We start from the raw sequence: 25860 nt of genomic DNA, 5'->3' as shown, positions 1-25860 counted from the left end.
TGTATGAGGAGTCACTAACGTGGTTCAACCAGTTAAAAATACTAAATTTGATGAGTACCTAGAGTACCCTTGCCCATTTACATTTAAAATTATGGGTTTAGCCAACGTTAATTTAACAGATCAAATATTAGCAAAATTACAACCTATTGCTCCGGGCGACTACGCACCAAAAGTAAAACCAAGTAGTAAAGGTAATTATGAGTCTGTTACGCTAGTAGCTACGGTTACAAGTGGTAAACACATTGAAGAAATTTACAACGTGATCAGTAATATCGATGACGTACGCCATATGCTTTAAGCCATAGTTGAGATTTGATGTGAGCGAAAACACTTTAATCGTACGCCAATTAGGTCGCCAGCGTTACATGCCTATTTGGCAAAAAATGCAAGACTTTACCGATACACGTGATGAAAACACTCCCGATGAAATTTGGCTTGTAGAGCACGAAAGTGTATTTACTCAAGGCCAAGCAGGAAAAGACGAGCATTTACTTGCCCCTGGCGACATTGAAGTAATTAAAGTTGATCGCGGTGGCCAAGTTACCTACCACGGCCCTGGCCAACAAATGATGTACGTATTATTTAACCTACGTCGTTTAAAGATAGGTGTGCGTGAACTTGTTACTTGGCTCGAAGAGTGCATTATAGAGTCGCTTGCTGAATACAATATTGAAGCATACGCTAAAGCCGACGCCCCTGGTGTTTACGTTAACGACAGCAAAATTGCATCATTAGGTTTAAGAGTTCGCCGCGGCTGCTCATTTCATGGCTTAGCATTAAATGTTAACATGGACCTAAGTCCATTTTTACGCATCAACCCGTGTGGTTATGCCGGTATGAATATGGTGCAAACAAAAGAATTAGAGGGTCCTCAAAACCTACAAAGCGCAGGTGAAGGACTCGTAAAACACATGATTAAAAAGCTTAATGCAGCACAGGTTAAGCATACTGAAGGGTTTGAAAACGAATGAATAAACCAGTCAAAATGGAACCAGGTGTAAAACTACGCGACGCAGAAAAAATGGCGTTGATCCCCGTTAAAGTTTTACCAACAGAAAAAACTGAAATGTTGCGTAAGCCAGAGTGGCTTAAAATTCGCTTACCAAAGTCAACAGAGCGAATTGACGGTATTAAACAAGCCATGCGTAAGCACGGCTTACACTCAGTATGTGAAGAGGCATCGTGCCCAAACCTATCAGAGTGCTTTAACCACGGTACAGCAACCTTTATGATTTTAGGTGCTATTTGTACGCGTCGTTGCCCATTTTGTGATGTTGCTCATGGTCGCCCATTAAAACCTGATGCAGCAGAGCCTGAAAAGCTTGCACTAACAATTAAAGACATGAAGCTTAGCTACGTTGTAATTACTTCGGTTGACCGTGATGATCTTCGTGATGGCGGCGCACAGCACTTTGCCGATTGTATCCGTGAAATTCGTAAGCACAACCCAACCATTACCATCGAAATTTTAGTACCCGATTTCCGTGGCCGTATGGACCGTGCTCTTGAAATTTTAATTGAGACACCGCCTGATGTGTTCAACCACAACCTAGAAACAGCACCGCGTTTGTACAAGCTTGCGCGCCCAGGTGCCGATTACAAATGGTCGTTAGAATTACTTCGTCGCTTTAAAGAAGCACACCCAGAAGTAAAAACTAAATCTGGCTTAATGGTTGGTCTGGGTGAAGAGATTAGCGAAATAGAAGAAGTACTTCGTGATCTACGTGCTCATAACGTTGACATGCTAACCGTTGGGCAATATTTACAACCTTCTAAGCATCACTTGCCAGTTAAACGTTACGTGCCGCCTGCAGAGTTTGACGCGTTGAAAGAATACGCTGATAAAATTGGCTTTACACATGCCGCCTCTGGCCCATTCGTTCGTTCAAGCTACCACGCTGACCAACAAGCTGCAGGTAAAGAAGTAAAATAATTACTTTTAAAATTCATTAAAAAAGCCCTTGGTAATTAAATTACTAAGGGCTTTTTTGTGGGTTTTATAATTGTATTATGTCGATTACTTTATTAAAGAACCTTTCTTAATCACAAAATCAGCAAATCGTACCTGCTCTTCTTCAGCGCGAAGGCTATCGGTCTCTACTATTGAGCGGTAAATCCCCCACTTAGGGCGTGCAAAGTCATCATCGCTTACGCCTCGCCACATATCTATACTTTGCTCGTTTATATTCAATAGCTCTTCATTGTCGCTTAAGCGGGTAAGGATCATCTCAAATTGTCCCTCCTCACTAAAAGTTGCTTGAACAAAAACCTGTATCCACTCATCGGTTATAAGTGACCAATCTGTTTCTAAAAGGTTTTTATCAAGCCCTGTACTGTTACCGTTTTCATCAAAACCTGCGCTATATCTTACTTGTAACTGGTTCCCTATACTGTTTTTTTGAGCACCAGAGAGCGTAATGATAGGTTGATCGTCGTTACCATTGGTATTGTCGTTGGTATCGTTACGGGCTTTTATTTGGAAAAAGTGACTGAATTTACTCGTTAACTCAAGCTCACTACTTACTTTAAACTTCCAGTTGTATTGTACGGTTTCATTTTTAAAAGCAAGCGTTGCCGGGGGTGATTTATCATAGGACTTAATTTCGTTACGCTGACGATCACTTGGGCCTTTGTCTTTATCTTGGTCTTCATCGCGATGAGCTAAAAATACAAAGTGATTACCTACAATAGCGTCTGTATCTTCCACTATATGTATAACACCTTCATGATTACCGCTATACATATCAGGCGATTCAATTGAACCTTCATTAAATACATTTTCTATCAAGGTATAAGCGCTGAGCCCTAAATTAACGCCATCAGCATTTAGGGTTGTTTCATCACTTACTACAAAATTACCTGGCTGTACTACGCCAACAACGGTAATGCTTATTGTCGCTTTAGTTCCATCAGCAGAGCTAATGACTATTTCATCAAGTAATGTGTCCCCTATATCTAAAGCGGTAACGTTTGTGTCAGCGAGGTCCAAAGTGTAAGACCAACTACCATTACTTGAAAGATTAAATATACCATAACGTGTTTGACTGCTCGTCTGAGTAATAAACACCGCCTCACCAGCTTGCTCATCTGTTATAGAAAGCTCACCCACGACTGCACTTTGACGATTGCTTTCTATATTTGCTGATATTTCCCCACTGATAATTGCGGCAGATTGTACCGACAGCTCAGTGCTGACTAACTCATTTTTCGAACTTGAACTCCCACAGCCCAATAATGAAAAACTTAAAAAGCACACAGTATAGATATTTAATACACTCAAACGAAATATCGACATAACAAACCAGCCCAACACATTAATGGTAAGTAACCTTTTAAAAATATAACTTACCAATTATTAATTTTAATAACTAGTTATTTATTACCAATAACTCATTATTCGCTTTTAGGGCTAGTTAAGTGTTTTAAACTAATAGAAGTAACGATGCTAAAAATATAATTAGGTTAAAACCAAGTTACTTGAGATAATCTAACCGATACCATTATTTAGGTTAAATATGAAATTATTAGTTCGTAACTTATCTCGCACTACATCAGAGCAAGATCTTCGTACATTGTTTTCAGCGCACGGCAAAGTGACTACCTGTAACTTAGTACTCGATAAAGAAACCGGCCAATCTAAAGGATTTGCCTTTGTAGAAATGCCAAACGATATTGAAAGCAAAAGCGCTATTAAAGCACTTAATCAATTAACCGTTGATAAAAGTAAGATTCGCGTAAAATACGCAGATGAAAAATAGCTGTTAGCTAAACACATTTTTAAACCAGCTAAATGCTGGTTTTTTATTGTTGGTATTACTTTTTATCAATCTCATCTTCCCTAAAATTGATGGTTTTAAACTACTTTAACTATATATTTAAAGTTCAATCTATTGATTTATATAAATTTATTAAAACTACTTCCAACCTTGACGCCATTTTTCTGTGTTTTTAAGATCGCGCCAACTAATGGGGTATTGGTTTTTAGAAAACACAGACTCAGTAATACACGCTATCACGTTAGCCTCTTCATCGTATTCTACTTCCACAATGATAAAGTGTTTTTCTTTATTGATAGCTGGAGTGGCAGTCCACTTACTGTTTAGTAATTTTTTTGGGTTTATGTTATTCATAAAATTTAAAGTTTCTTGTCAATTTGTGAGGCTCTATACGCACAATTATGTTCTTAAGCTCAATTAATCACTCTTAAATAAAAGCGTTAACGACTTCTCTAGTAACAAAAAACCGAATAAATCTGTTTATTCGGTTTGAGAACGCTCATTGCTATGGCACGACCTAGATAGTGTAATAATTAATAAAGCTTAATCATCTTCAATATTGTCTAGGCCTTTGGTTCCCTCTTTTGGCTTAAGTTTGTGATGAATAGCAGACTTAATTAACATATAGCCACTTATTGGGGCGGTAATTAATAGAAATATAGTGATCAATATTTCCTTAACGCTTAAACCCGTTTCAGAGTTTGCAAAAAATACCATCGCGGCAATTAATATACTTGCCATACCTAAAGTGGTGGCCTTTGTTGGGCCATGTAAACGCATAAAAAAATCGGGCAGTTTTAATAAGCCTAACGAACCAATTAAAATAAACGTGCCGCCAAATAACAATAAAATTGATACAACCCACTCACTAATCATCTTGCCACCCTATTCGATTATATCGCCACGTAGTAAATACTTACACACCGCAACAGTGCTTACAAACCCTAACATGGCTATCAACAATGCAGCCTCAAAATACAAGCCTGTTCCCATACTTATGCTGTATAAAACAATAAGTGCAATAACATTAATATACATAGTATCAAGGGCTAAAACTCTATCAGGAATCGAAGGCCCTATAATAAGGCGCCACAAATTAAGTAATAAAGAAAGCCCTATCATGGCAAAAACGATAAGTAATACGGTATCTAACATTGAAATATCTCCTTTAGTGGAGCTTCGTAACGCTTTTTAATATGCTTGATAAGCTCGGCTTCGTTATCAAGGTCAAGTACATGTATGAGCAAATAACGCTGTGTCATTTCCTCGCCCTGTGCTAACGATTCAGGAATAGGGTACACCTCCGCACTTACAGTACCGGGTGTTAACGACACACTGCTTGCTAAAATTGTAATCGGCATATCGTGTGTTAAGTCTAAGGGGACTTTAATAAATGCGGGGCGTAATTTTTTGGAAGGCCCAACAATTAATAACGCAACCTGTAAGTTAGCTACAATAATATCGTAAAGTACAATTAAAAATTGTTTTAGAGCTAGCCCTGGCTTTAATATAAGCGGCTGAGGATCTCTAAACGAGAAGCTTAAAATAGGAATAAAAATAGCAAAAAATGTTGCCAGTACAATATGACCAACCGACACACTATTATTGAGCAACAACCATACTATAAACAAAAATAAGCTACGAAATGGTGTTGGTAACCAACGAAAACGGGCTTGCAGTCTCATTACATGCCTCCTTTTAGTACAGCATTTATGCCACCGCTAATATCATGTAATTGCGTAGCAGCACCTATCATGTATTCGCTAATCGGCCCGCCAAAAATAACTAATAATGGCGAACATGCGAGTAACCCTATAATTACCGTAACTTGTAATGGGTTTGCATCAGCGCAGTCTGGGCTTTCGCTGCGTTTATCTTTTCTTTCCCAAAACAAGCTTGTACCCGCACGAGAAAGTGCAACTAGCAATGCAAAGCTTGTTATTAAATAAACGGGCCAAAATACTAAGGCCTGCTCACTATTTAAAGTCGATTTTAGTATCCATATTTTACCAACAAAGCCAGATAACGGCGGCATACCTACTACTGTTAAAGCCGCAACAACAAAACATGCCCCAAGTAAAAGCGGCTGTTTAACTGCACGCCCACCAACAAGCCTGTCGGCAACTTTACCACGTTGCTTAGCAATTAAGTCGGCTAATAAAAATAACGCGGCACTCACTAATGTTGAATGCACTAGGTAATACAATAATGCAGCCGTTGCATTTACATTTTGTAAAGCCACTAGCGCAACTAATGTACCTACCGACACTAAAACTAAATTAGCAGTTAACTTACGCAAGTCTTGCGCGGCTATTGCGCCCATAGCTCCGACGATAATAGTGGCAATTGCTAATCCCCAAAGCCAAGGTTGTACCATGTGCTCAAGTGCACCCGCCTGTTCACCAAATATAACGGTGTAAACACGCAGCATGGCATATACGCCCACCTTAGTCATAATAGCAAATAAGGCTGCAACAACAGGTTTAGCGCTTGCATAGGTATTTGGAAGCCATAAATGTAGGGGCAATAATGCGCCTTTTAAAGCAAATACAATAAGTAGTAATAAACCACCGGCTTTAGCAATAAATACATCGTCACCATTAAGCTGTGATACCTTTTGCGCCATATCAGCTATATTCAATGTACCTAATACGCCATATAAAATACCTAAACCTATTAAAAATACACTTGATCCAACTAAATTTAAAATGACATATTGTAGCGCTGCACGTGTGTTTTGTTTGTCGCCACCGTGCATAAGTAATGCATACGATGCAATAAGTAAAACTTCAAAAAATACAAACAGGTTAAACAAATCCCCCGTTAAAAAAGCGCCGTTAACACCCAATACTAAAAAATGAACTAGGGGGTGATAAAAGCTCCCTTTTTCATCATCGCCCGCACTGCCATATAAAATGGCCCCAAGCCCTAAAAACGAGGTTAGCGCTACGAGTAATGTTGATAAATTATCGGCCACAAGTACTATCCCAAAAGGGGCCGACCAATCACCAATGGCATAAACACTGATGCCTGTATTGTAAATATGTATCAATAAAAACACACTGACGGCAAACGTAACAAGCGCCATAGCATTTGATGCGTAACGGCGAATTTTTACACTTTTACCACACGGTGGAAGTAACAAAATAACCGCTGCAAGCATAGGTAATAAAATAGGTAAGGATGCTAAATGTTGAATCATTTTTGCTCCTTAACTACAGCAGCTGATTTAACTGGGCTTCCATCAACATGATCGCTCCCTAAATCAGCACGTCCACGAATAGCCAAAATAACCACAAATGCTGTCATCGCAAAACCAATTACAATAGCGGTTAATACCAAGGCTTGAGGAAGTGGATCGGCGTAATCTGCTCCGGTACCAAGTACCACTGCTTTATTTATAGTTAAACGCCCCGATGAAAATAAAAATAAGTTTACTGCATACGAAATCATGGTAAGACCCAGTACTACAGGAAACGTCCGAGCTCTCAACAGTAAAAATATACCGCAGCTAACTAATACACCAACGCACGATGCGTATAATAGCTCCATTAAATATTCACCTCTTTTTTAGGGGCATCGGAAGTCATATTACCCAAACTAGCTAAAATCATTAATGTTGCACCTACTACGGTGAGGTACACGCCAAGGTCAAACACAATTGCACTAGCAAGTTCTGTTTTACCTACAAACGGAATATCAAAATAATCAAACCACGTGGTTAAAAATGGTCGACCGAAGAACCAGCTACCTACACCGGTAAACATTGCGATACCTATCCCCGAGGCAATAATTTTACGGTAGTTGATGTCAAAACGCTCGGTGATCCAGTTAGAGCCATGTGCCATGTACTGCAATATGAAAGCAATTGACGTAACCAAACCAGCAATAAAACCACCACCTGGTAAGTTGTGACCACGCAAGAATATATACGCTGATACTAACAACGCCAACGGCAATAAGCTTTGTGAAATACTTGCAAGTAATATTGGGTAACGCTCACGCGCCCATGGACGTCCTTCGCTATCACTGGCAGGCATAAATAATGGGATACGTGAAAGCACTTTAAATATACCTAATGCAGCTATACCCAGTACCGTTATTTCACCTAGGGTGTCAAATCCCCTAAAGTCGACCAAAATAACGTTAACCACGTTTGTACCGCCACCACCTGTTTTGGCATTAGCGATAAAGTAGTCAGAAATAGAATTTAACGGACGCGTTAATATCGCATAACAAATACTCGCAACCACTACACCAATAGTAGAGGCGATTCCTAAGTCGCGCAGTACTCGCAACGAGCTAGACTCTTTAGGCGTATGTTGAGGTAAAAAGAACAACGCAAGCATAAGCAATATAATAGTGGCCACCTCAACAGTAAGCTGAGTTAACGCTAAATCTGGCGCAGAAAAACGAGTGAATAAAACCGACACCATTAAGCCTACAATAGACAGCATCAACAGTGCGACCATTCTCGACCTGTGCCAAATAACGGTGGCTATTGCGCCAATTATTAATAAACCAGCACCAATTGCGTTATGCACATCAACAGGTGTGCGCGGCATACTGCCAGCTAATTGTTGCATTTCAAATAATGGCCAACCGGCACAAAGTAAAACGACACCCAGCATAATAACCAAATAGCGCTGTAAAGAACCATTTTCAGTGCTGTTAATCTTGCTCTGACACCATGCAACTACACTCAGCACTGCACGTTCAAAGGTTTTTTTAGCATTAAGTGTGGGAAGTGATGCCTGAAATTGAAATAAATATTTGCGATTCACGTAAATAAACAAACCACCTACAACGGCCATTGCACTCATCAGTAACGGTAGATTAAAACCATGCCAAATTGTTAACTTGTACTCTGGCATCGCTTCCCCTAACACCGCTAATGACGCCGCAGATAAAATACTATCAACAGTAAAGCTTGGGAAAATACCCACCAAAATACACAGCACAACCAGTATTTCTATTGGCACACGCATATAACGTGGCGGTTCATGCGGTGTTCTAGGTAAGTCTATTGGGTCGCCGTTAAAAAATACATCGTGAATAAAGCGTGCTGAATAAGCTACTGCAAATGCACCTGCCACCGTTGCAAGTACCGGTATTAACCATGACATAGATCCAAGTACTTGCTGATGTAGTGTTTCGGCAAAAAACATTTCTTTAGATAAGAAACCATTGAGTAGAGGTACACCCGCCATAGCTGCAGCAGCAACCATTGCAAGAGTTGCGGTATAAGGCATAAACCGCCACATACCATTGAGTTTACGCATATCACGTGTGCCTGTTTCATGGTCAATAATACCGGTAGCCATAAATAACGACGCTTTAAATGTTGCGTGGTTAATTATATGAAATATGGCTGCAACCGTTGCAAGCTCGGTATCAAGGCCAAGCAATAGCGTGATCAAACCTAAATGGCTAATTGTCGAATACGCAAGTAACCCCTTTAAATCGTGCTTAAATAACGCTATGTAAGCACCAAATAACAATGTAGCTAAACCAGTTAAACCAACTAATAAAAACCACATTTCGGTTCCAGCTAAAGCTGGATAAAAGCGCGCAAGTAAAAAGATACCGGCTTTAACCATCGTTGCTGAGTGCAAGTAAGCGCTAACGGGCGTAGGTGCTGCCATTGCATGAGGTAACCAAAAATGAAATGGAAACTGAGCCGGTTTAGTAAATGCACCCAGCAATACTAAAACAAGTGCTAACTCGTATAAATCATGGGATTGAATAATGGCTTTACTTGCCAAAATAACATCTAAGTCATAACTGCCAACAATATCACCTAGCAACATTAACCCGCCAAGAAGTGCTAAACCACCCGCACCCGTTACGGCTAAAGCCATTCGCGCGCCCTTACGCGCTTCAGATTTATGCCACCAATAACTTATCAATAAAAAAGAACTGATACTGGTCAATTCCCAGAATAGCCATAGCTGTATAACGTTATTAGACATAACAATGCCTAGCATTGCTGTCATAAATAACATTAAGTAGCTATAAAGCTTAGCCATTGAGTCATTGGCGCTGAGGTAATAACGTGTATATACAATAACAAGCAAACCAATGCCTAATATCATAAACATAAACAAGAGGCTTAAACCGTCTATACGAAGCGATAAATCTAGACCAATAGAGGGGATCCACGCTAAGGAATAGCGGATAGTTTCACCGGCAAGAACCGCTGGTGCATGGTATAAAGTAATCCCCAAAGCGGTTAGCGGTGCAAGCACAGTAGCAAATGTACTTTGATTGCGAGAAAGTTTGCCTGTGAATGCAGAAATAACACTGCCAATCAAGGATAACAAGGGTATCCAGAGCAAAGTCATAATGTAGGGCCTTTTATAATCATAAGTTTATCAGGGCGCCACTTTTATACATTAAGTGATGCTTTTACTGCCTGTTTTTAAACGACATTAATGGTAATAGTTATACTCAATAACAGATATTTTGTCTATAAAAAGCGAAGCATGTTGAGTTAATTTTAAGTGAGAAAATAGGGACTTAAAAACCAATGGTTATAGACATATTAACGCTTAATTTTATCTATATGTGCTAACCAAAGGGCCCTGTATTGATCAGAGAGCTTTATCTGTTGATATTCTAGAATTGACCAGTCTTTACTTGGTTTGTAGGCTACACCGCCACTCTGGCAGCTTTTACTTCTATGCCAACCTTTTGGTGATTTTTCATCTTTTTGTGCAATATACAAGTTAGGAGCAACTAAGCCTCTCATTTTACACAACCAAGCCTGCTTAGCTTTGGGTAAAACATACTCATCTTCAAAGCCATTAAAGTGCATTAGCTCATGCAAGAAAATCCCATAATTGGCATCTGAATTTAATTGCATAATTCCTCGGCTAACATTAGCACTTCCATGTTTGGGCATCATTACAACAAAATCAAATTTTCTTAAAAATTGTTTATTTATTAAAGTAGATTGCCAATCACAATTAGCCGCTTCGCTCATGCTATTATTGCACTTTAAAGCACCACCCACATACACGGGCTTACTAAAGCAAAAAGCGTCCTGTCTTGGCTCCGGATTTTTATTATAAGTTTTGATTAATGCCGATAACTTATAAAGTCCACTTCGATGATCGCTCATCGTTAAAACATTAAACTGGCATTTTTTATTTACGGCAATAGTAGAATTTAACGATAAAAAGTCCAATGAGTGCAAAAATGGTTCGGGGATCTGTGTGTGAATAACACCATTGTGTAAGTTAAGGTGATTTAATACAAAACCAGGCTCTAGGTAGCCTAACGTGTTTAAAAATTTAAGATCGTCCCACTGCTTATTAACAAGTAATTGCTCGGCTAACTTGGCCAGCTGAAAATTATTTATTTTTGGTAAACTCAGTCGCCAAAATAACTTCGCTGCTTCAGCTTGGTCTTTTTTGATCAGGTGTAAAGAATACTCGTATTGAGCAGAAGGTATGTGATGCCTAGCAAGCAAGCCAAGAGTCTTTTTAGGCAGTTTATTTATATTTGCTAAAAAGTAGCGAGGAAACTGCCAATATAATTGTAGCGGTTCGGCTTTGGCATTTAATACCTGCCAAAAGCCAATACCACCATAGCTGTTGCTCGACCCTGCAACCAACAAGCTAAAAAGTAATGCTAATGTTGTTTTTAACACACTAACTTGCGTCTGCTTCCATTAAAAGCTCAAGCTCTAAGCGAGCATATTTGTATTCTATAAACTCATGTACATTAGTAGATAGTGCCAATCTAAAATAATCAGCGGCAACATAGGTATCACCCGCTGCTTGGTGTAGCTTTGCTAAGTAAAAATAAGCTTCGCACAAACGCTGGGCATATTCTTGCTCTGACTTAACGCCATCGCTTACACCAGATAAAAATGTATGCTCACTCATATCACCCGCAAAAAGTGAGATTAACTGATATGCCCATTGCGAGTCATCAAGCGCTTTAGAGTTAGTTTTTAGCTCAGCAACTGCTGAATCTTTGTCTAATTTAGCTTGTGCTAAATACACCCACAAAACGCGATACGGGTCGTTAGGAGAACGCGCTAAAAATTGACTGAAGTCTGTTTTTGCAATACTGGGCCTATCACCATAATAAAGCGCAATACCGCGGTTTAAGTAAGCGTATTCGTGCTCTTCATCTAGCTCTAACGCAGAATCAAAAAGCTCATATGCTTTTTCATATTGCTGCATTAATGTGTGTTGAATACCTAAAAAATTATACACCTCAGCTAAGTCAGGCTTAAGTTTTACCGCACGGTTAAAGTCAATGCGCGATAAAGTGGTCATGCCTAAACTATCAAACAGCACTCCGCGATCGTAATATAACTTTGCTTGTTGCTCTGGCGTTAAATCAGCTCTATTAAGTAATTCTGAATAACGTGCAATAGCTATTTCACTGCGAAAATCAGACGCTAAGGGCGCAGTGAAAGGCACGTTTACTACAGGTGCTGATTCTGATTGGGTTGTTGTTTGGCAAGCGCTTAAAGACAAAATAGCAAAAGACGCCAAAGCAATGTGTTTGAAAATCATTAAAATCCTTAATACCAAGGTTGGTAGCCTTATGACTGACGACGAATGATTTGGTTCATAGTTGCACATACACTGTTGTGTATCATCGTAAGTAATTTAGCTTCCTTGAATAATCTTTGTTTAAATTCAAGTCCCTCATTAAAGCATAAAAAAAGGGGCTAAACAGCCCCCTTTTATATTATCCAGAAAATATCTGGATTAAGTATTAGCAATTAAGCATCAGTTGACGCATCTGCCGCTGGTGCAGCTGATTCCATTGCTTCTTTAATACTAAGACGTACACGGCCTTGACGGTCTACTTCTAGTACTTTAACTTTAACTTCTTGACCTTCGCTAAGGTGATCAGCAACGTTATTAACGCGCTCTGTGCTAATTTGAGAAATATGCACTAAACCATCTTTACCTGGAAGAATATTTACAAACGCACCGAAATCTACAATACGTACAACTTTACCTTCGTAGATAGTACCTACTTCAAGTTCTGCTGTTAGTTGCTCAATGCGGCTGATTGCATTTGCAGCGCTTTCACCGTCAGTAGCGGCAATTTTGATTGTACCGTCATCACCGATTTCAATTGTTGTGCCTGTTTCTTCAGTAAGTTGACGAATAGTAGCGCCACCTTTACCAATAACTTCAGCAATTTTCTTCTGTGGAATTTTCATTGTGTAAATGCGCGGAGCAAACATTGAAAGCTCTTCAGAAGGAGCAGAAATCGCTTCGTCCATCACTTCTAATATGTGTAAACGTGCTGCTTTTGCTTGTTTAAGCGCAATTTGCATGATTTCTTGTGTGATACCTTCAATCTTGATATCCATTTGCAATGCAGTGATACCGTTAGTAGTACCCGCTACTTTAAAGTCCATGTCACCTAAGTGATCTTCGTCACCTAAGATGTCAGAAAGAACAACGAATTTCTCGTCTTCTTTAACTAGACCCATAGCAATACCTGCAACAGATGCTTTAATTGGAACACCCGCGTTCATAAGCGCTAGTGATGTACCACACACAGATGCCATTGAAGATGAACCGTTTGATTCAGTGATTTCAGATACAACACGGATTGAATATGGGAAATCAGTCAATGTTGGCATTACTGCTTGGATACCACGCTTAGCTAGGTTACCGTGGCCAATTTCACGACGCTTAGGAGAACCAACAAAACCAGTTTCACCTACACAGAATGGAGGGAAGTTGTAGTTAAGCATAAAGTGGTTTTTGTGCGTGCCCGTTAAATCGTCGATTAACTGTGAATCACGTTCTGTACCAAGCGTTGCTGTTACTAATGCTTGTGTTTCACCACGTGTGAAGATAGCAGAACCGTGAGTACGCGGTAATACGCCAGTCATTACGTCTAGTGCACGGATCATATCTGGTTCACGACCATCGATACGTTTTTCGCCTGCAGCGATACGGCCACGAACAATTTTCTTCTCAAGTGAACCGAATACTTTACCCACTTCTTGCTTATCAAGCGTTTCGCCTTCAGCAAGCTCGCTTGAAAGTGCTTCGATAACTGCATCTTTAGCTACGCCAAGTGCTTCTTTACGCGCTACTTTATCAGTAATACGGTAAGCTTCGCCTACTTTATCAGCAGCAAGTTCAGCTACTTTCTCTTCAAGAGATACGTTTTTCTCAGGTGCAGTCCAATCCCAAGTAGGCTTGCCTGCTTCTGCTTTAAATTCGTTAATAGCATTGATGATAGACTGTGATTGCTCATGGCCGTATACAACCGCGCCTAGCATTACGTCTTCAGCAAGTACGTCTGCTTCTGATTCAACCATAAGTACTGCGTTGTCAGTACCAGCAACAACTAAATCAAGTTGGCTCTCTTCAAGTTCTTTTAACGTTGGGTTAAGAACGTATTCACCACCAATGTAACCAACACGAGCTGCACCAATTGGACCACTGAACGGGATGCCAGAGATAGCAAGTGCTGCTGATGTACCAATCATCGCAACCATATCAGGTTGGATTTCAGGGTTTACAGATACAACAGTTGCAATAACTTGTACTTCGTTTACGAAACCATTTGGAAAAAGTGGACGAATTGGACGGTCAATAAGACGTGCAATTAGTGTTTCGCCATCGTTAGGACGACCTTCACGCTTAAGGAAACCACCTGGGATACGACCTGCAGCGTACATACGCTCTTGGTAGTTAACTGTTAGTGGAAAGAAGTCTTGACCTGGCTGTGCTTCACGCTTACCAACAACCGTTACTAGTACTGACGTATCGCCAATGCTTGCTAGTACTGCGCCGTCTGCTTGACGTGCGATTGCACCTGTTTCTAGGGTTACAGTGTGTTGACCTAGTTGAAATTCTTTTATAATTGCTTGCACTTAAAATATCCTTTAAATCTAAATAAGTGTTCCATCAAAGTACCAATTACAGTACATAATTGTATTCAGTTGGAAATCAATTAAGTACTACAATTGGCAATGATGTTAATAACCGTAGATAAACCTTTTTATCTACGCGCACAGTATATACCAAAGCCACGTAAAAATGCGAGTCCAGCAAACAGTTTTAGTTTGTGTGTTTGGCATCTATTTGGCTTGAATTAATGAGAGGGACTACAGATAGCTTTAAAGGTGACTTTGCGATGTAATTTGTTAAATTTCAGGCACAAAAAAAGGAGCTAAAAAGCTCCTTTTCTCGTAATCAAGTTCTTAGCGACGTAGGCCAAGTTCTTTGATTAGTGCAGTATAACGCGAGATATCTTTACCTTTAAGGTAATCAAGCAATTTACGGCGAGTGCTTACTTTACGAAGCAGACCACGACGTGAGTGGAAGTCATGCTTGTGATCAGCAAAGTGACCTTGAAGCTTGTTGATATCAAAAGTAAGTAATGCTACTTGTACTTCAGGTGAACCAGTGTCGCCTTCAGCACGTGCGAATTTAGCAATGATATCGATTTTTTCTTGATTGCTTAGTGACATAGTAACTCCAAAAATTAAATTTAAAAGGTGTCTTAGCCGATCACTAATTCAGCCAAAACGATTAAGCGGGCGTATTCTACCAAGTATAATAATAACTACAAGTTAAACTTTACTCTGCCTGCTGGTTTGATAGACCGCGTTTTGATTTTAAATGGCCATCAGGGTTTTTCTCGCCTGTGCCTATAAACACACCATCGGCTAATACCTTTATTGCACCATCAGGTAATTCTTTACCAATAACTACAGCTTGCCCATGGCTAAATGAAACACCCTGCTCTTTAGTGATTTCCACAACCGGTAAATCAACTAGAGCGGTGTCCATTGGCAAAAGCAGTTCGTCAAGGTAGGTTGACGGAACGGTTTCTTCGTCTTTTGCTTTAGCTAGTAACGATTCTAACTGCTCTATCGATACCATTTTATCTGCGGGGTAATGGCCAACAGCCGAGCGGTGAAGCATAATTACATGGGCACCACAGCCTAAGTTTTCACCTAAGTCATCAACAATAGTACGAATGTAAGTCCCTTTAGAAACGTGAGCTGTCATTTGTACTTCATTATTCGCTTCATCAAACTCATCAAGCGTTAGGCTAAATACATTTATTTTTCTGCATTTTCGAGGAACTTCAATCCCTTCACGCGCATATTTATACAAAGGTTTCCCTTCATACTTAAGCGCAGAATACATCGATGGATACTGATCAGATTCACCTAAAAACGCTGAAATTTCTTGCTTTAGTTGATCAACAGTTACGTTTACATCTCGCGTCTGAACTATTTCACCATCAGAGTCTGATGTTGTTGTTCTTTCACCTAACTTAGCTCGCACAACATAGGTTTTATCGGTATCAAGTAAAAACTGAGTAAACTTAGTCGCTTCACCAAAACAGATTGGCAGCATACCGGTAGCAAGCGGATCGAGTGCACCTGTGTGCCCCGCCTTTTGGGCAAAATATATACCTTTTGCTTGCTGTAATGCCTTGTTTGACGAAATACCTTTGGGTTTATCTAACAACAAAATCCCGTCTATTGCACGGCCTTTACTGCGTCTTGCCATCGCTATATGCCTTCTTAGCTATCTTTATCATCTGCTTGTTTAATGTTGTCACCTGAGTTAGACGCATCATCAACACTACTATCGTCTTCATTGACGTGTTTTGCGTTATCTTCTCGGATGATTGTGTCCACTAAGTTAGAGATACGCATCCCTTCCATTAATGAATTATCAACCACAAACTTTAGCTCTGGCATAATACGAGCACGAATACGCTTGCCTAAAAGCGAACGAATATAGCCCGTAGCTTCGTTAAGTACTTTTGCGCTTTGCTTTGCTGCATCTTCATCTTTTGTGTTAAACACAGTGATGAAAATTTTTGCATAAGATAAATCGCGCGATACTTCTACCGCAGACACTGTCACCATGCCTAAGCGCGGATCTTTAATTTCGCGTTGTAAAATCACAGCAATTTCTTTTTGGATTTGCTGGCCAACACGATCAGTGCGAGAAAATTCTCTCATGAAACTTGTCCTAAAAATGTAACTTATTGAAATTTAATAATAAGCTAATTAAGTAATAGATACACAAATGGGGGCTAAGCCCCCATTTATTTGTTTAGTGAGCTAACAATTATAAAGTACGTTGCACTTCAACTGTTTCAAATACTTCGATTTGGTCACCAACACGTACGTCATTGTAGTTCTTAACACCGATACCACATTCCATACCATTACGCACTTCTTGCACATCGTCTTTAAAGCGACGAAGTGATTCAAGTTCGCCTTCGTATATAACCACGTTATCACGTAGTACACGGATAGGCGCGCTGCGCTTAATAACACCTTCAGTCACCATACAACCAGCAATTGCGCCAATTTTTGGTGATTTGAACACGTCACGAACCTGAGCAAGACCAATAATTTCTTGCTTAAATTCTGGTGCAAGCATACCTGACATCGCTTGCTTAACTTCTTCAATTAAGGCGTAAATAACGCTGTAGTAGCGTAAGTCTAGGTTCTCAGAATCAATCACTTTACGTGCAGATGCATCAGCACGAACGTTAAAGCCAACAACAATCGCGTTAGATGCCGCAGCAAGCGTTGCATCTGTTTCTGTGATTCCACCAACGCCAGACCCCACAATCTTCACTTTTACTTCGTCAGTAGAAAGCTTAGTTAGTGAATCAGAAATCGCTTCGATAGAACCTTGAACGTCTGCTTTAAGTACCACGTTAACTTCAGAAACGTCACCTTCAGCCATGTTAGTAAACATGTTTTCAAGTTTCGCTTTTTGCTGGCGTGCTAATTTAACATCACGGAATTTACCTTGACGGTATAATGCAACTTCACGCGCTTTACGCTCGTCTTTAACTACCGTTGCTTCATCACCGGCTGCAGGGATACCAGATAGACCTAAAATCTCTACTGGAATAGAAGGACCTGCAGACTTGATATCTTTACCGTTTTCATCACGCATAGCACGAACACGGCCATACTCAAGACCACATAATACAATGTCACCTTGGTTAAGTGTGCCTGACTGAACAAGGATAGACGCTACTGGACCACGGCCTTTATCAAGACGTGATTCAATTACAACACCTGCAGCCATACCTTGACTTGGTGCAGTTAGTTCTAATAGCTCAGATTGCATAAGTACTGCTTCAAGTAGTTCATCAATACCCAAGCCTGTTTTAGCTGAGATATGAACGTACTGCGTGTCGCCGCCCCATTCTTCTGGAATAACGTCAAGCTGTGCTAGCTCGTTCTTAACGCGATCTGGATCTGCGCCTTCTTTATCCATTTTGTTCACAGCAATGATTAAAGGAACACCCGCTGCGCGAGCATGCTGTACCGCTTCTTTAGTCTGTGGCATTACACCATCATCGGCTGCAACTACTAGGATTACAATATCAGTTGCTTTAGCACCACGAGCACGCATTGATGTAAACGCGGCGTGACCCGGAGTATCTAAGAATGTGATCATGTTGCCATTTGTTTCAACATGGTATGCACCAATATGCTGCGTAATACCACCGGCTTCGCCTGAAGCAACTTTTGCTGAACGAATGTAATCAAGCGTTGATGTTTTACCATGGTCAACGTGACCCATTACAGTAACAACTGGAGCACGAGGCTCTGACTTACCATCTTCATGGCGGTCGTTAAGTACTGTTTGCTCTAATTCGTTTTCTTTAACGATGATAACTTTATGGCCCATTTCTTCTGCTACAAGTTGCGCAGTTTCTTGGTCAATAACTTGGTTAATTGTAACCATGTCACCCATTTTCATCATTGTTTTTACAACTTCAGCGCCTTTAACAGCCATGCGTGATGCAAGCTCAGCAACTGTAATTGTTTCGCTAATACGTACTTCATTTTTTACATCAGCTGTTGGTTTTTGGAAACCATGCTGTAATGATGCAGGTGCTTTTAGCTTACCTTTTTTACCCTTAGACGCTGCAAACTTATCTTTTGCTGGCGCTTTTTTCTTTTTCTTAGCACGGCGAGAGCCTTGCTCTTCACGAGCATCAGCTACATCTTCTGCTTCACGTGCGTAAGTTGAAGTCGTAAGGTGGTGATCTGCTGTTTCTTCACGCTTCTTACGCTCTTCCTCTTCTTTCTTCCAACGAGCCGAGTTTTCTTCAGCTAGTTTTCTTGCTTCTTCTGCCTGACGTTTCGCTTCTTCTTCAGCTTTCTTCAATGCGGCCTCTTCTGCTTCTTTTTGCAGACGCTCAGCTTCGATGCGATCTTTCTCAGACTTAGCACTTTGCTCTGGGGTCATCTGCTTTTGTTTCGCTTTACGTTCAGCGTCTGCTTTACGTTTAGCTTCTTCTTTGGCTTTACGATCAGCGTCTTCTTTCGCTTTACGTTCTGCCTCTTGTTTTGCCTTTAACTCAGCTGCAGCTTGTTCAGCTTTTTGCTGCTCTTCAAGACGGGCTTTTTCTTCAGCGGCTAAGCGTTGTTGCTCTTGCTCTTGTTCCATCGCGCTTTTCTTCACGTATGTACGTGTTTTGCGAACTTCAACCTGAACCGCCTTCGCTTTACCTGTAGAGCCAGTCACATTTAATGTGCTTTTGCTCTTACGCTGTAAAGTCATGCGTGCAGGGCCTTCAGAGCCCGTGCCGCCATGTGATTTGCTTAAATGATCAAGTAACGTTGCTTTTTCAGCTTCAGTTACATTATCAGTTGCCTGCTTAGTGATACCCGCTTGCGAAAATTGCTGTAGCAATTTATCAACAGTTGTACCTATATCGCCGGCTAGTTTTTCAACATTTACTTCTGCCATAGTGTGTAATACCTCCGTTAATAAATTACTCGTCTGCAAACCAACAAATGTTTCGTGCAGCCATAATCAGCTCACCTGCTTGTTCAGATGAAAGCTCTGTGATATCGACTAGCTCGTCAATACCTTGCTCAGCCAAGTCTTCAAGTGTTACAACACCTTTACTTGCCATTACAAATGCTAGATGACGCTCTAAGCCTTCAAGCGCAAGTAAGTCTTCAGCTGGCTCTGCGCCTTCTAAGCTTTCTTCCGTTTTAAGTGCTTTAGTTGTTAATGCATCTTTAGCGCGTGAACGTAAAACATCCACCGTTTCTTCGTCAAGACCGTCAATTTCTAAAAACTCAGAGGCTGGCACGTACGCCACTTCTTCAAGTGTTGAGAAACCTTCGTTGATAAGTAAGGTTGCAAACTCATCATCGATATCTAAATTTTCAGTAAATAAGTTAAGTAACTTATCTGATTCTGCTTCATTTTTAGTACGCATCTCGTCAACAGTCATAACGTTTAGTTCCCAACCAGTTAACTGGCTTGCTAAACGAACATTTTGACCATTACGACCAATCGCTTGTGCTAGATTATCGGCTTCTACAGCGATATCCATCGAATGAGTGTCTTCATCTAATACTATTGAAGCAACCTCAGCTGGCGACATTGCATTGATAACAAATTGTGCAGGGTTGTCATCGTAAAGAACGATATCAACACGCTCACCACCAAGTTCAGACGAAACAGCTTGAACACGAGCTCCACGCATACCAACACATGCACCAATTGGATCAATGCGCTTGTCGTTTGACTTAACAGCAATTTTAGCGCGCGAACCTGGATCACGTGCAGCAGCGCGAAGTTCAATCATTTCTTCGCCAATTTCTGGCACCTCAATGCGGAATAATTCCATCAGCATTTCTGGCTTAGAACGCGTTACAAATAACTGTGCACCGCGTGCTTCTGGCTTAACTTCGTATAAAAGACCACGGATACGGTCGCCTGGACGGAAGTTTTCGCGTGGTAGCATGTCATCACGGTAAATAACTGCTTCAGCGTTATTGCCTAAATCAAGTACGATTGAATCACGTGTTGCTTTTTTAACAACACCTGTTACTAACTCACCCACTTGGTCTTTATATGCGTCAACAACTAAAGCGCGCTCAGCTTCACGTACTTTTTGTACGATTACTTGTTTAGCCATTTGTGTTGTGATGCGGTCAAATTTGATTGAATCAATTTGCTCTTCAACAAAATCACCTAGCTGTAAGTCAGGCTCTTCAACCTGCGCAGCTTCTAATGTTATTTCGCTGTAAGGATTTTCTAATGAACCATCCTCTAATACTTCAGCAATCTGCCAGCGGCGGAACGTATCGTAATCGCCTGTTTTACGGTCAATTGATACACGTACTTCAATTTCACCATCGTGTTTTTTCTTTGTCGCAGTCGCTAATGCGAACTCTAATGCTTCAAAAATCTTTTCTTTTGGAACCGCTTTCTCATTGGAAACGGCTTCAGCAACCAATAATATCTCTTTTGCCATGGGTAATGCCTCGCTTGCCCTATTCCTTCGCACTCGAATTTAAAACTTTGCGATTAAATTCGCACGTTCTATATTACTAAGCATGATCAAATGCTCTACACCATCACTAGATAGTGTGATCATATCGCTGCTAACTGCTATTAAGTCGCCTTTAAAATTTCGACGACCGTCTTGTGGAAGTTTAGTACGCACGCGTACTTCCTCTCCTTGCGCCTGCTCGTAGTGATCTTGTTTGAATAATGGACGATCAACACCAGGAGACGACACTTCCAAATCATATTCATTTGTAATTGGGTCTTCGACATCTAAAATCGCACTAATTTGGCGACTAGCGTCCGCACAGTTATCAACTGAGATCCCATCCTCATGAGCAATATATACTCTTAAGGTAGAATGGCGACCCGCTTGTACAAATTCAAGACCATGTAACTCAAAGCCTAACATTTCTACCGCAGGCGTTAACATGGTTACTAAATCTTGTTCAAGTTTTGTCACGAAAATCCTCCATACAAACAAAAAAAGGGCTTATAGCCCTAAAATACTGAGTTTAAATTTTAATTTAATGACAACAGCCATAAATTAAGAAAGGTGCAGATACAACAACGCCCCGAACCAAGCGGGGCGTCACACCAATAAAGCACAAAACTGTGTGGCCTAGGGCCGAGCTTGGTTGCGAGTCAGTAACTGACCAAATTAAACTACATTAGCTTAAACGCAAAACGCGCATTACATAGAATGCGCGATATAAATTAATAAGTTTTCACTTATTAGTAGAATTGGTTGCGGGAGCCGGATTTGAACCGACGACCTTCGGGTTATGAGCCCGACGAGCTACCAGGCTGCTCCATCCCGCGCCAATAGATATCAAACCTTGATTTAACATCGCTGTTAGCTGTTTTAAAACAGACTAAACAATGGCCGCTATTATAGGGATGTTGGGGATAATTAGCAACCATAATAACCAATAACTTTGGAAATACAGTTCAAATCAGACATAAGGAAATAAAACATTATACCTATTATGGGTATAAACTTATTTTAAACGGCTAATCATTTGCTAGTTAAGCCTAGTGAAATCACAATAATGGAATTAATAACTACTCTCACTTTTATTTAAAAAACAATAGAACTCAAAAAGTTATCAACAAATTAATACTTTTATATCAAAAAACGTGTAATTTTTGTTACGCGAGCTATAATAATAAAAATAAAAAAAATAAGTTTTTAATCTTCTGTGAGGCTCTGATGAATTCACATAAATCTGTTTTATTAAAAAGTATTGGCATCATAAAACCAAACTTTCATGCATTTACCGCGCGTTTTCATAGAAAGCTTGTAGAGTCAGATATTTCGATGAACACGCTAACAGCTGAACAGTTTAACGAAAAAAGTTATATTTTATATTGTACCTTAGAGCGCATAATCAAAAATATTGATAATCCATCATCGGTTGCGCCATTTCTGAGCCATCACTTACAGTTTTTAAAAAAATTAAATATTCAGCAGAGTGATATTAAACCTCTGACTGATATATTTTATGTAACATTAGTTGAACATTTAGGTCGGTTTTTTAATGAAGAAAGTCATTTAGCATGGCGCAAAGTGCTTACTTACTTTGAACGCTATACGAATGATACGCTGTTTAACGTTTCTAACGTAGTGTGCTTAACCCAACTTTCGAAGCAAAAGCAAAGCAATAATAACTAAGGCGATTTTAATTGAGTCTATTCATATCAAATTTGATGCTTGATGAGTGTTTATACACTCATTAACGAATATTTAAATAAAGCTCAAATTATACAATTTGTTATTAATATTACAGCGATCGATTAAGCAGACATCCTCGTACAAATTCAATTTTGGTTTAATCATGGCGACTTACAAAACCTTAAGACTCATTTTAGGCGATCAACTCAATCCTTCTCATTCTTGGTTTAAAGGTAAAGAAGACGATGTTCTCTACCTTATCGCAGAATTAAAACAAGAAACCAATTACGTTAAACACCATGTGCAAAAGCTTTGTGCTTTTTTTAATGCGATGGAAAACTTTGCAACTGCGTTAAAATCTGCAGGTTTCAATGTATTGCACTTAACCCTAGACGACACACACGAAGATAAACACCTACCCGCATTACTAAATCGTGTTGCTAAGAAATATAACTGCTCCTGCATAGAATACTTATACCCAGACGAATTTAGGTTAAAATCGCAATTAGCTGATTTTGAACAATCATCCAAAATAAATGTATCAGCATATGACTCAGAGCATTTTTTACTGCCCTTTAGCGAAATTAAAGATCGATTCAAAAAAGATAAGCACGTGACCATGGAGCACTTTTATCGTGCTATGCGTAAACGATATGATTTATTAATGGAGGACGATAAGCCAGCTGGCGGTAAATGGAACTACGACAGTAATAACCGCAATAAATTCTCTAAGCAAGACTTAAAATCTATCCCAGAGCCTAAATTATTTAAAAACGATGTAAGTCATATCCTCGCTCGTTTAAAAAAACACAACATCGCTTACTTTGGAGAAATTAAAGAAGGAAAACTCGAATGGTCTACGTCACGTAAGCAAGCCAAAGAGTCTCTTGAATACTTTTGTGAGCATTTACTTGTCAATTTTGGTAAGTTTCAGGATGCAATGACAGATCAAAGTAAAGACAATACCAGTCTTTACCATAGCAGGCTCTCTTTTGCCCTAAACACTAAACTTCTTCACCCCTTGTATGTAATCAAACGTGTAATATCTGAATTCGAGCAACGGCCTGACGAGATATCTCTTTCACAAGTTGAAGGGTTTACCAGACAAATACTCGGTTGGCGAGAATACGTTCGTGCTGTTTATTGGGTAAACATGCCCTACTACGCGACTAAAAATCAACTAAAAGCCAATAATAAGCTCCCTCAATATTTTTGGGATGGTAATACAAAAATGAACTGTTTGAGCCACTCATTAAAGCAAAGCTTAGATACTGCCTATGCTCATCATATACAGCGCTTGATGATCATTGGTAACTTTTGTTTACTCAGCGGAATAAACCCTGACGAAGTTGATAACTGGTACTTAGGTGTCTATATAGATGCCATTGAGTGGGTAGAAATGCCTAACACACGTGGAATGAGCCAATTTGCAGACGATGGAATTATTGCCACTAAACCCTATGCTGCAAGTGGCAATTACGTCAATAAAATGAGCGACTACTGCAAAAATTGTCAATACGACGTGAAACAAAAAGTGGGGGGTAAAGCTTGCCCACTGAACAGTTTATATTGGCGTTTTATGCAAACACACCGCGAAAAACTAGAGAAAAATCCACGCATAGGCATGGTTTATAGAAATTGGGATAAGCAAAGCGATGAATTACGCGAAGACACACTTAATCAAGCTACACACTACATAAATAACATTGAGTCTTTATGACACAAAAAAGCCGCCTCAGGAGAGGCGGCCAAATAATCAGGGAAAAAAATGTTGTTAATAACCAGATTAGCTATCTTCTAGTAAGCGTCCTTGGCCAATCTCAATTTTGCGCGGTTTTAATGCTTCAGGTATTTCGCGCTTAAGCTCTATAGTAAGTAAGCCGTTTGCTAAGTCGGCGCCAAGTACTTTAACATGGTCTCCTAGCTGGAACTTTCGCTCGAAATTGCGTTCTGCAATTCCTTGATGAATAAACTTACGTTCTTTGTTTTCATCTTTATTAGCTTTTATACCCGCTACTTTTAATGTGTTATTTTCTGACTCAATGCTTAGCTCGTTGTCGCTAAATCCGGCAACAGCCATAGTGATTTGGTATCTGTCTTGATCGAGTGCTTCAATGTTGTAAGGAGGAAAGCTCGGCTGTTTGTCTGTATTCGCCGCAGCATCCATTAAAGACGCTAAATGATCAAATCCAATGAATGAACGATAAAGTGGTGATAAGTCTACTGTACGCATAATAATATCCTCATATTTAAGCGATATTTTGTTTGCACTTTTCATTTGAACAAGCGCTAACAAATATAAATTAATAATATAAATTTCAATTGTTTAAGTTTAGTTTAGGACCCATCAGGCGTCCTACTAAACTATATATGGACGGTAAAAATGTTTTCAAGTAAATAAATTAAAATATTTAAAAAAATTCCTCATTTTATAAACTAGTGAAATTAGTAACCCATTTTGAGGCATTAAAAAGTCAAATGCTTTTAATGCCTCAAAATGGTTGTTCAGTATTGTAGATTAGCGCTAAGTATTCATCGCTAATTAGTGTGTTAATGTGCCACGAATTGGATAATCGTTTTCGCGAATAAATTCAATGCCAGCCAACAAATCATTTAAATCAGGGCGTGAAAAAGGTGCATTTGATTTATCTAGTATCTGAATTTGATAATGCTCGTTAATTACAAAAATAGCAGGTTCAGCAAATGGGTGATCGGTTTCTTTTTCACTGCGTGGTTCACTAATATACAGGCCTAAATCAGTCATTTGAGCTAATGATAACCCACTATAAAGAGGAAAATTAACGTGTAAATCGTTTAGATGCTCTGTTAATTGTGCGTGACTGTCACCACTAACAGCGGCAATCTCTACCCCTGCATCTTTAAATTTATCATTCATTTTAGCAAGTGCATTAAGTTGTTTAGTACATAATGGACAATGCTTTCCGCGATAGATTACTATCATTTTCCAGGGTAAATCTGTCTGTCGAGCCGACACGTCAGCAAGGTTGTTCTCATTATCTTTAACTTTAAGTGAAGGCATTTTCATTGCTGGTTGTAAATAATTGCTCATGATCTTGATCTCCTTTGCAGTTAAAAA

Annotated in this window: 25 protein-coding genes and 1 tRNA gene; 6 read left to right on the top strand and 20 right to left on the bottom strand. The window is 39.7% G+C overall.

All coding sequences use genetic code 11. The annotated features are described in order from the left end of the window. The first annotated feature begins 19 nt into the window (after window positions 1–19). Genes ybeD through lipA form a run of 3 tightly spaced genes read left to right on the top strand, consistent with a single transcriptional unit; the run spans window position 20 to window position 1933 of the window. Entirely contained in the window at window positions 20–298 is a 279-nt protein-coding gene (gene ybeD, locus ATS72_RS01040) for a DUF493 family protein YbeD (RefSeq protein ID WP_006793392.1), read from the top strand. A 19-nt stretch (window positions 299–317) separates the two neighbouring features. Beyond that, on the top strand, window positions 318–971 hold the full coding sequence (gene lipB / locus ATS72_RS01035) for a lipoyl(octanoyl) transferase LipB (protein WP_006793391.1): 654 nt from the start codon (window positions 318–320) through the stop codon (window positions 969–971). Continuing rightward, entirely contained in the window at window positions 968–1933 is a 966-nt protein-coding gene (gene lipA / locus ATS72_RS01030; protein WP_058428610.1) for a lipoyl synthase, read from the top strand. Before lipB ends, lipA begins: the two co-directional genes overlap by 4 nt. Before the next feature lie 84 nt (window positions 1934–2017). Here lipA and ATS72_RS01025 read toward each other — a convergent pair whose 3' ends face one another. Continuing rightward, a complete protein-coding gene (locus ATS72_RS01025) occupies window positions 2018–3295 on the bottom strand; it encodes a VCBS domain-containing protein (RefSeq protein WP_058429159.1) in 1278 nt (425 codons plus the stop codon). Between the two features lie 220 nt (window positions 3296–3515). On the opposite strand from ATS72_RS01025, the gene ATS72_RS01020 reads away from it, so the two are divergent. After that, window positions 3516–3758 (top strand): RNA recognition motif domain-containing protein, encoded by a 243-nt coding sequence (locus tag ATS72_RS01020; RefSeq protein ID WP_006793389.1) that lies wholly within the window; start codon window positions 3516–3518, stop codon window positions 3756–3758. 156 nt (window positions 3759–3914) lie between these two features. Here the strand turns inward: ATS72_RS01020 and ATS72_RS01015 are convergent, their stop codons facing one another. From ATS72_RS01015 to ATS72_RS00935, 17 genes are all read right to left on the bottom strand, one after another. Next, window positions 3915–4130 (bottom strand): TIGR02450 family Trp-rich protein, encoded by a 216-nt coding sequence (locus ATS72_RS01015; protein WP_058428609.1) that lies wholly within the window; start codon window positions 4128–4130, stop codon window positions 3915–3917. Window positions 4131–4319: 189 nt separating this feature from the next. After that, window positions 4320–4652, bottom strand: coding sequence for a Na+/H+ antiporter subunit G (locus tag ATS72_RS01010; RefSeq protein WP_006793387.1), 333 nt, complete (start codon window positions 4650–4652; stop codon window positions 4320–4322). A 9-nt stretch (window positions 4653–4661) separates the two neighbouring features. Beyond that, entirely contained in the window at window positions 4662–4931 is a 270-nt protein-coding gene (locus ATS72_RS01005; RefSeq protein WP_006793386.1) for a K+/H+ antiporter subunit F, read from the bottom strand. After that, window positions 4925–5461, bottom strand: coding sequence for a Na+/H+ antiporter subunit E (locus tag ATS72_RS01000; protein WP_006793385.1), 537 nt, complete (start codon window positions 5459–5461; stop codon window positions 4925–4927). The genes ATS72_RS01005 and ATS72_RS01000 overlap by 7 nt, the downstream gene beginning before the upstream one ends. Beyond that, window positions 5461–6978: a monovalent cation/H+ antiporter subunit D gene (locus ATS72_RS00995; RefSeq protein WP_058428608.1), complete on the bottom strand. Its 1518-nt coding sequence runs from the start codon at window positions 6976–6978 to the stop codon at window positions 5461–5463. Before ATS72_RS00995 ends, ATS72_RS01000 begins: the two co-directional genes overlap by 1 nt. Next, complete coding sequence (locus tag ATS72_RS00990) at window positions 6975–7328, bottom strand: Na+/H+ antiporter subunit C (RefSeq protein WP_006793383.1); 354 nt, start codon at window positions 7326–7328, stop codon at window positions 6975–6977. Before ATS72_RS00990 ends, ATS72_RS00995 begins: the two co-directional genes overlap by 4 nt. After that, window positions 7328–10120: a monovalent cation/H+ antiporter subunit A gene (locus ATS72_RS00985; RefSeq protein WP_058428607.1), complete on the bottom strand. Its 2793-nt coding sequence runs from the start codon at window positions 10118–10120 to the stop codon at window positions 7328–7330. Before ATS72_RS00985 ends, ATS72_RS00990 begins: the two co-directional genes overlap by 1 nt. Before the next feature lie 200 nt (window positions 10121–10320). Beyond that, window positions 10321–11430: a hypothetical protein gene (locus tag ATS72_RS00980; protein WP_058428606.1), complete on the bottom strand. Its 1110-nt coding sequence runs from the start codon at window positions 11428–11430 to the stop codon at window positions 10321–10323. 1 nt (window position 11431) lies between these two features. Further along, window positions 11432–12310 carry a lipoprotein NlpI gene (nlpI, locus tag ATS72_RS00975; RefSeq protein WP_010555983.1) on the bottom strand — a complete coding sequence of 293 codons (879 nt, stop codon included), beginning with the start codon at window positions 12308–12310 and terminating at the stop codon, window positions 11432–11434. Window positions 12311–12522: 212 nt separating this feature from the next. Beyond that, entirely contained in the window at window positions 12523–14649 is a 2127-nt protein-coding gene (gene pnp / locus ATS72_RS00970; protein WP_010555982.1) for a polyribonucleotide nucleotidyltransferase, read from the bottom strand. 330 nt (window positions 14650–14979) lie between these two features. Beyond that, window positions 14980–15249 carry a 30S ribosomal protein S15 gene (gene rpsO / locus ATS72_RS00965; protein WP_006793376.1) on the bottom strand — a complete coding sequence of 90 codons (270 nt, stop codon included), beginning with the start codon at window positions 15247–15249 and terminating at the stop codon, window positions 14980–14982. A 109-nt stretch (window positions 15250–15358) separates the two neighbouring features. Next, complete coding sequence (gene truB / locus ATS72_RS00960; protein ID WP_058428605.1) at window positions 15359–16303, bottom strand: tRNA pseudouridine(55) synthase TruB; 945 nt, start codon at window positions 16301–16303, stop codon at window positions 15359–15361. Between the two features lie 14 nt (window positions 16304–16317). Beyond that, window positions 16318–16764, bottom strand: a complete 447-nt coding sequence (rbfA, locus tag ATS72_RS00955) for a 30S ribosome-binding factor RbfA (protein WP_006793374.1) — start codon at window positions 16762–16764, stop codon at window positions 16318–16320. 109 nt (window positions 16765–16873) lie between these two features. Beyond that, entirely contained in the window at window positions 16874–19531 is a 2658-nt protein-coding gene (gene infB, locus ATS72_RS00950) for a translation initiation factor IF-2 (RefSeq protein ID WP_006793373.1), read from the bottom strand. A 25-nt stretch (window positions 19532–19556) separates the two neighbouring features. Continuing rightward, window positions 19557–21056 carry a transcription termination factor NusA gene (gene nusA / locus ATS72_RS00945; protein WP_006793372.1) on the bottom strand — a complete coding sequence of 500 codons (1500 nt, stop codon included), beginning with the start codon at window positions 21054–21056 and terminating at the stop codon, window positions 19557–19559. A 39-nt stretch (window positions 21057–21095) separates the two neighbouring features. Further along, window positions 21096–21551 carry a ribosome maturation factor RimP gene (rimP, locus tag ATS72_RS00940; RefSeq protein WP_006793371.1) on the bottom strand — a complete coding sequence of 152 codons (456 nt, stop codon included), beginning with the start codon at window positions 21549–21551 and terminating at the stop codon, window positions 21096–21098. A gap of 282 nt (window positions 21552–21833) precedes the next feature. Next, a tRNA-Met gene (locus ATS72_RS00935) sits at window positions 21834–21910 on the bottom strand. 391 nt (window positions 21911–22301) lie between these two features. Between ATS72_RS00935 and ATS72_RS00930 the strand changes: the two genes are divergently transcribed. Next, window positions 22302–22763: a globin gene (locus ATS72_RS00930; protein WP_008128088.1), complete on the top strand. Its 462-nt coding sequence runs from the start codon at window positions 22302–22304 to the stop codon at window positions 22761–22763. Between the two features lie 163 nt (window positions 22764–22926). Further along, a complete protein-coding gene (locus ATS72_RS00925) occupies window positions 22927–24483 on the top strand; it encodes a cryptochrome/photolyase family protein (RefSeq protein ID WP_058428604.1) in 1557 nt (518 codons plus the stop codon). A gap of 66 nt (window positions 24484–24549) precedes the next feature. Here ATS72_RS00925 and ATS72_RS00920 read toward each other — a convergent pair whose 3' ends face one another. Then, window positions 24550–24996, bottom strand: coding sequence for an Hsp20 family protein (locus ATS72_RS00920; protein WP_010555978.1), 447 nt, complete (start codon window positions 24994–24996; stop codon window positions 24550–24552). 309 nt (window positions 24997–25305) lie between these two features. Then, window positions 25306–25833, bottom strand: coding sequence for a redoxin domain-containing protein (locus ATS72_RS00915; RefSeq protein ID WP_058428603.1), 528 nt, complete (start codon window positions 25831–25833; stop codon window positions 25306–25308). Window positions 25834–25860 lie beyond the last annotated feature (27 nt).

Origin of the sequence: Pseudoalteromonas sp. 13-15, from assembly GCF_001468205.2 — a bacterium.
Taxonomy (GTDB): Bacteria; Pseudomonadota; Gammaproteobacteria; order Enterobacterales; family Alteromonadaceae; genus Pseudoalteromonas; species Pseudoalteromonas marina.
The sequence above is the reverse complement of the archived record's forward strand: the minus strand, read 5'-3'. Positions and strand labels throughout refer to the sequence as shown.

Coding starts and splice junctions, on each gene's coding strand:
- truB (WP_058428605.1), bottom strand. CDS start 16,303: ATGGCAAGACGCAGTAAAGGCCGTGCAATAGACGGGATTTTGTTGTTA.
- rpsO (WP_006793376.1), bottom strand. CDS start 15,249: ATGTCACTAAGCAATCAAGAAAAAATCGATATCATTGCTAAATTCGCA.
- ATS72_RS00925 (WP_058428604.1), top strand. CDS start 22,927: ATGGCGACTTACAAAACCTTAAGACTCATTTTAGGCGATCAACTCAAT.
- ATS72_RS01015 (WP_058428609.1), bottom strand. CDS start 4,130: ATGAATAACATAAACCCAAAAAAATTACTAAACAGTAAGTGGACTGCC.
- ATS72_RS00995 (WP_058428608.1), bottom strand. CDS start 6,978: ATGATTCAACATTTAGCATCCTTACCTATTTTATTACCTATGCTTGCA.
- nusA (WP_006793372.1), bottom strand. CDS start 21,056: ATGGCAAAAGAGATATTATTGGTTGCTGAAGCCGTTTCCAATGAGAAA.
- lipA (WP_058428610.1), top strand. CDS start 968: ATGAATAAACCAGTCAAAATGGAACCAGGTGTAAAACTACGCGACGCA.
- ATS72_RS01000 (WP_006793385.1), bottom strand. CDS start 5,461: ATGAGACTGCAAGCCCGTTTTCGTTGGTTACCAACACCATTTCGTAGC.
- ATS72_RS01025 (WP_058429159.1), bottom strand. CDS start 3,295: ATGTCGATATTTCGTTTGAGTGTATTAAATATCTATACTGTGTGCTTT.
- ATS72_RS01010 (WP_006793387.1), bottom strand. CDS start 4,652: ATGATTAGTGAGTGGGTTGTATCAATTTTATTGTTATTTGGCGGCACG.
- ATS72_RS01020 (WP_006793389.1), top strand. CDS start 3,516: ATGAAATTATTAGTTCGTAACTTATCTCGCACTACATCAGAGCAAGAT.
- ATS72_RS00915 (WP_058428603.1), bottom strand. CDS start 25,833: ATGAGCAATTATTTACAACCAGCAATGAAAATGCCTTCACTTAAAGTT.
- nlpI (WP_010555983.1), bottom strand. CDS start 12,310: ATGATTTTCAAACACATTGCTTTGGCGTCTTTTGCTATTTTGTCTTTA.
- ATS72_RS00920 (WP_010555978.1), bottom strand. CDS start 24,996: ATGCGTACAGTAGACTTATCACCACTTTATCGTTCATTCATTGGATTT.
- infB (WP_006793373.1), bottom strand. CDS start 19,531: ATGGCAGAAGTAAATGTTGAAAAACTAGCCGGCGATATAGGTACAACT.
- rbfA (WP_006793374.1), bottom strand. CDS start 16,764: ATGAGAGAATTTTCTCGCACTGATCGTGTTGGCCAGCAAATCCAAAAA.
- ATS72_RS01005 (WP_006793386.1), bottom strand. CDS start 4,931: ATGTTAGATACCGTATTACTTATCGTTTTTGCCATGATAGGGCTTTCT.
- ATS72_RS00930 (WP_008128088.1), top strand. CDS start 22,302: ATGAATTCACATAAATCTGTTTTATTAAAAAGTATTGGCATCATAAAA.
- ATS72_RS00990 (WP_006793383.1), bottom strand. CDS start 7,328: ATGGAGCTATTATACGCATCGTGCGTTGGTGTATTAGTTAGCTGCGGT.
- ATS72_RS00985 (WP_058428607.1), bottom strand. CDS start 10,120: ATGACTTTGCTCTGGATACCCTTGTTATCCTTGATTGGCAGTGTTATT.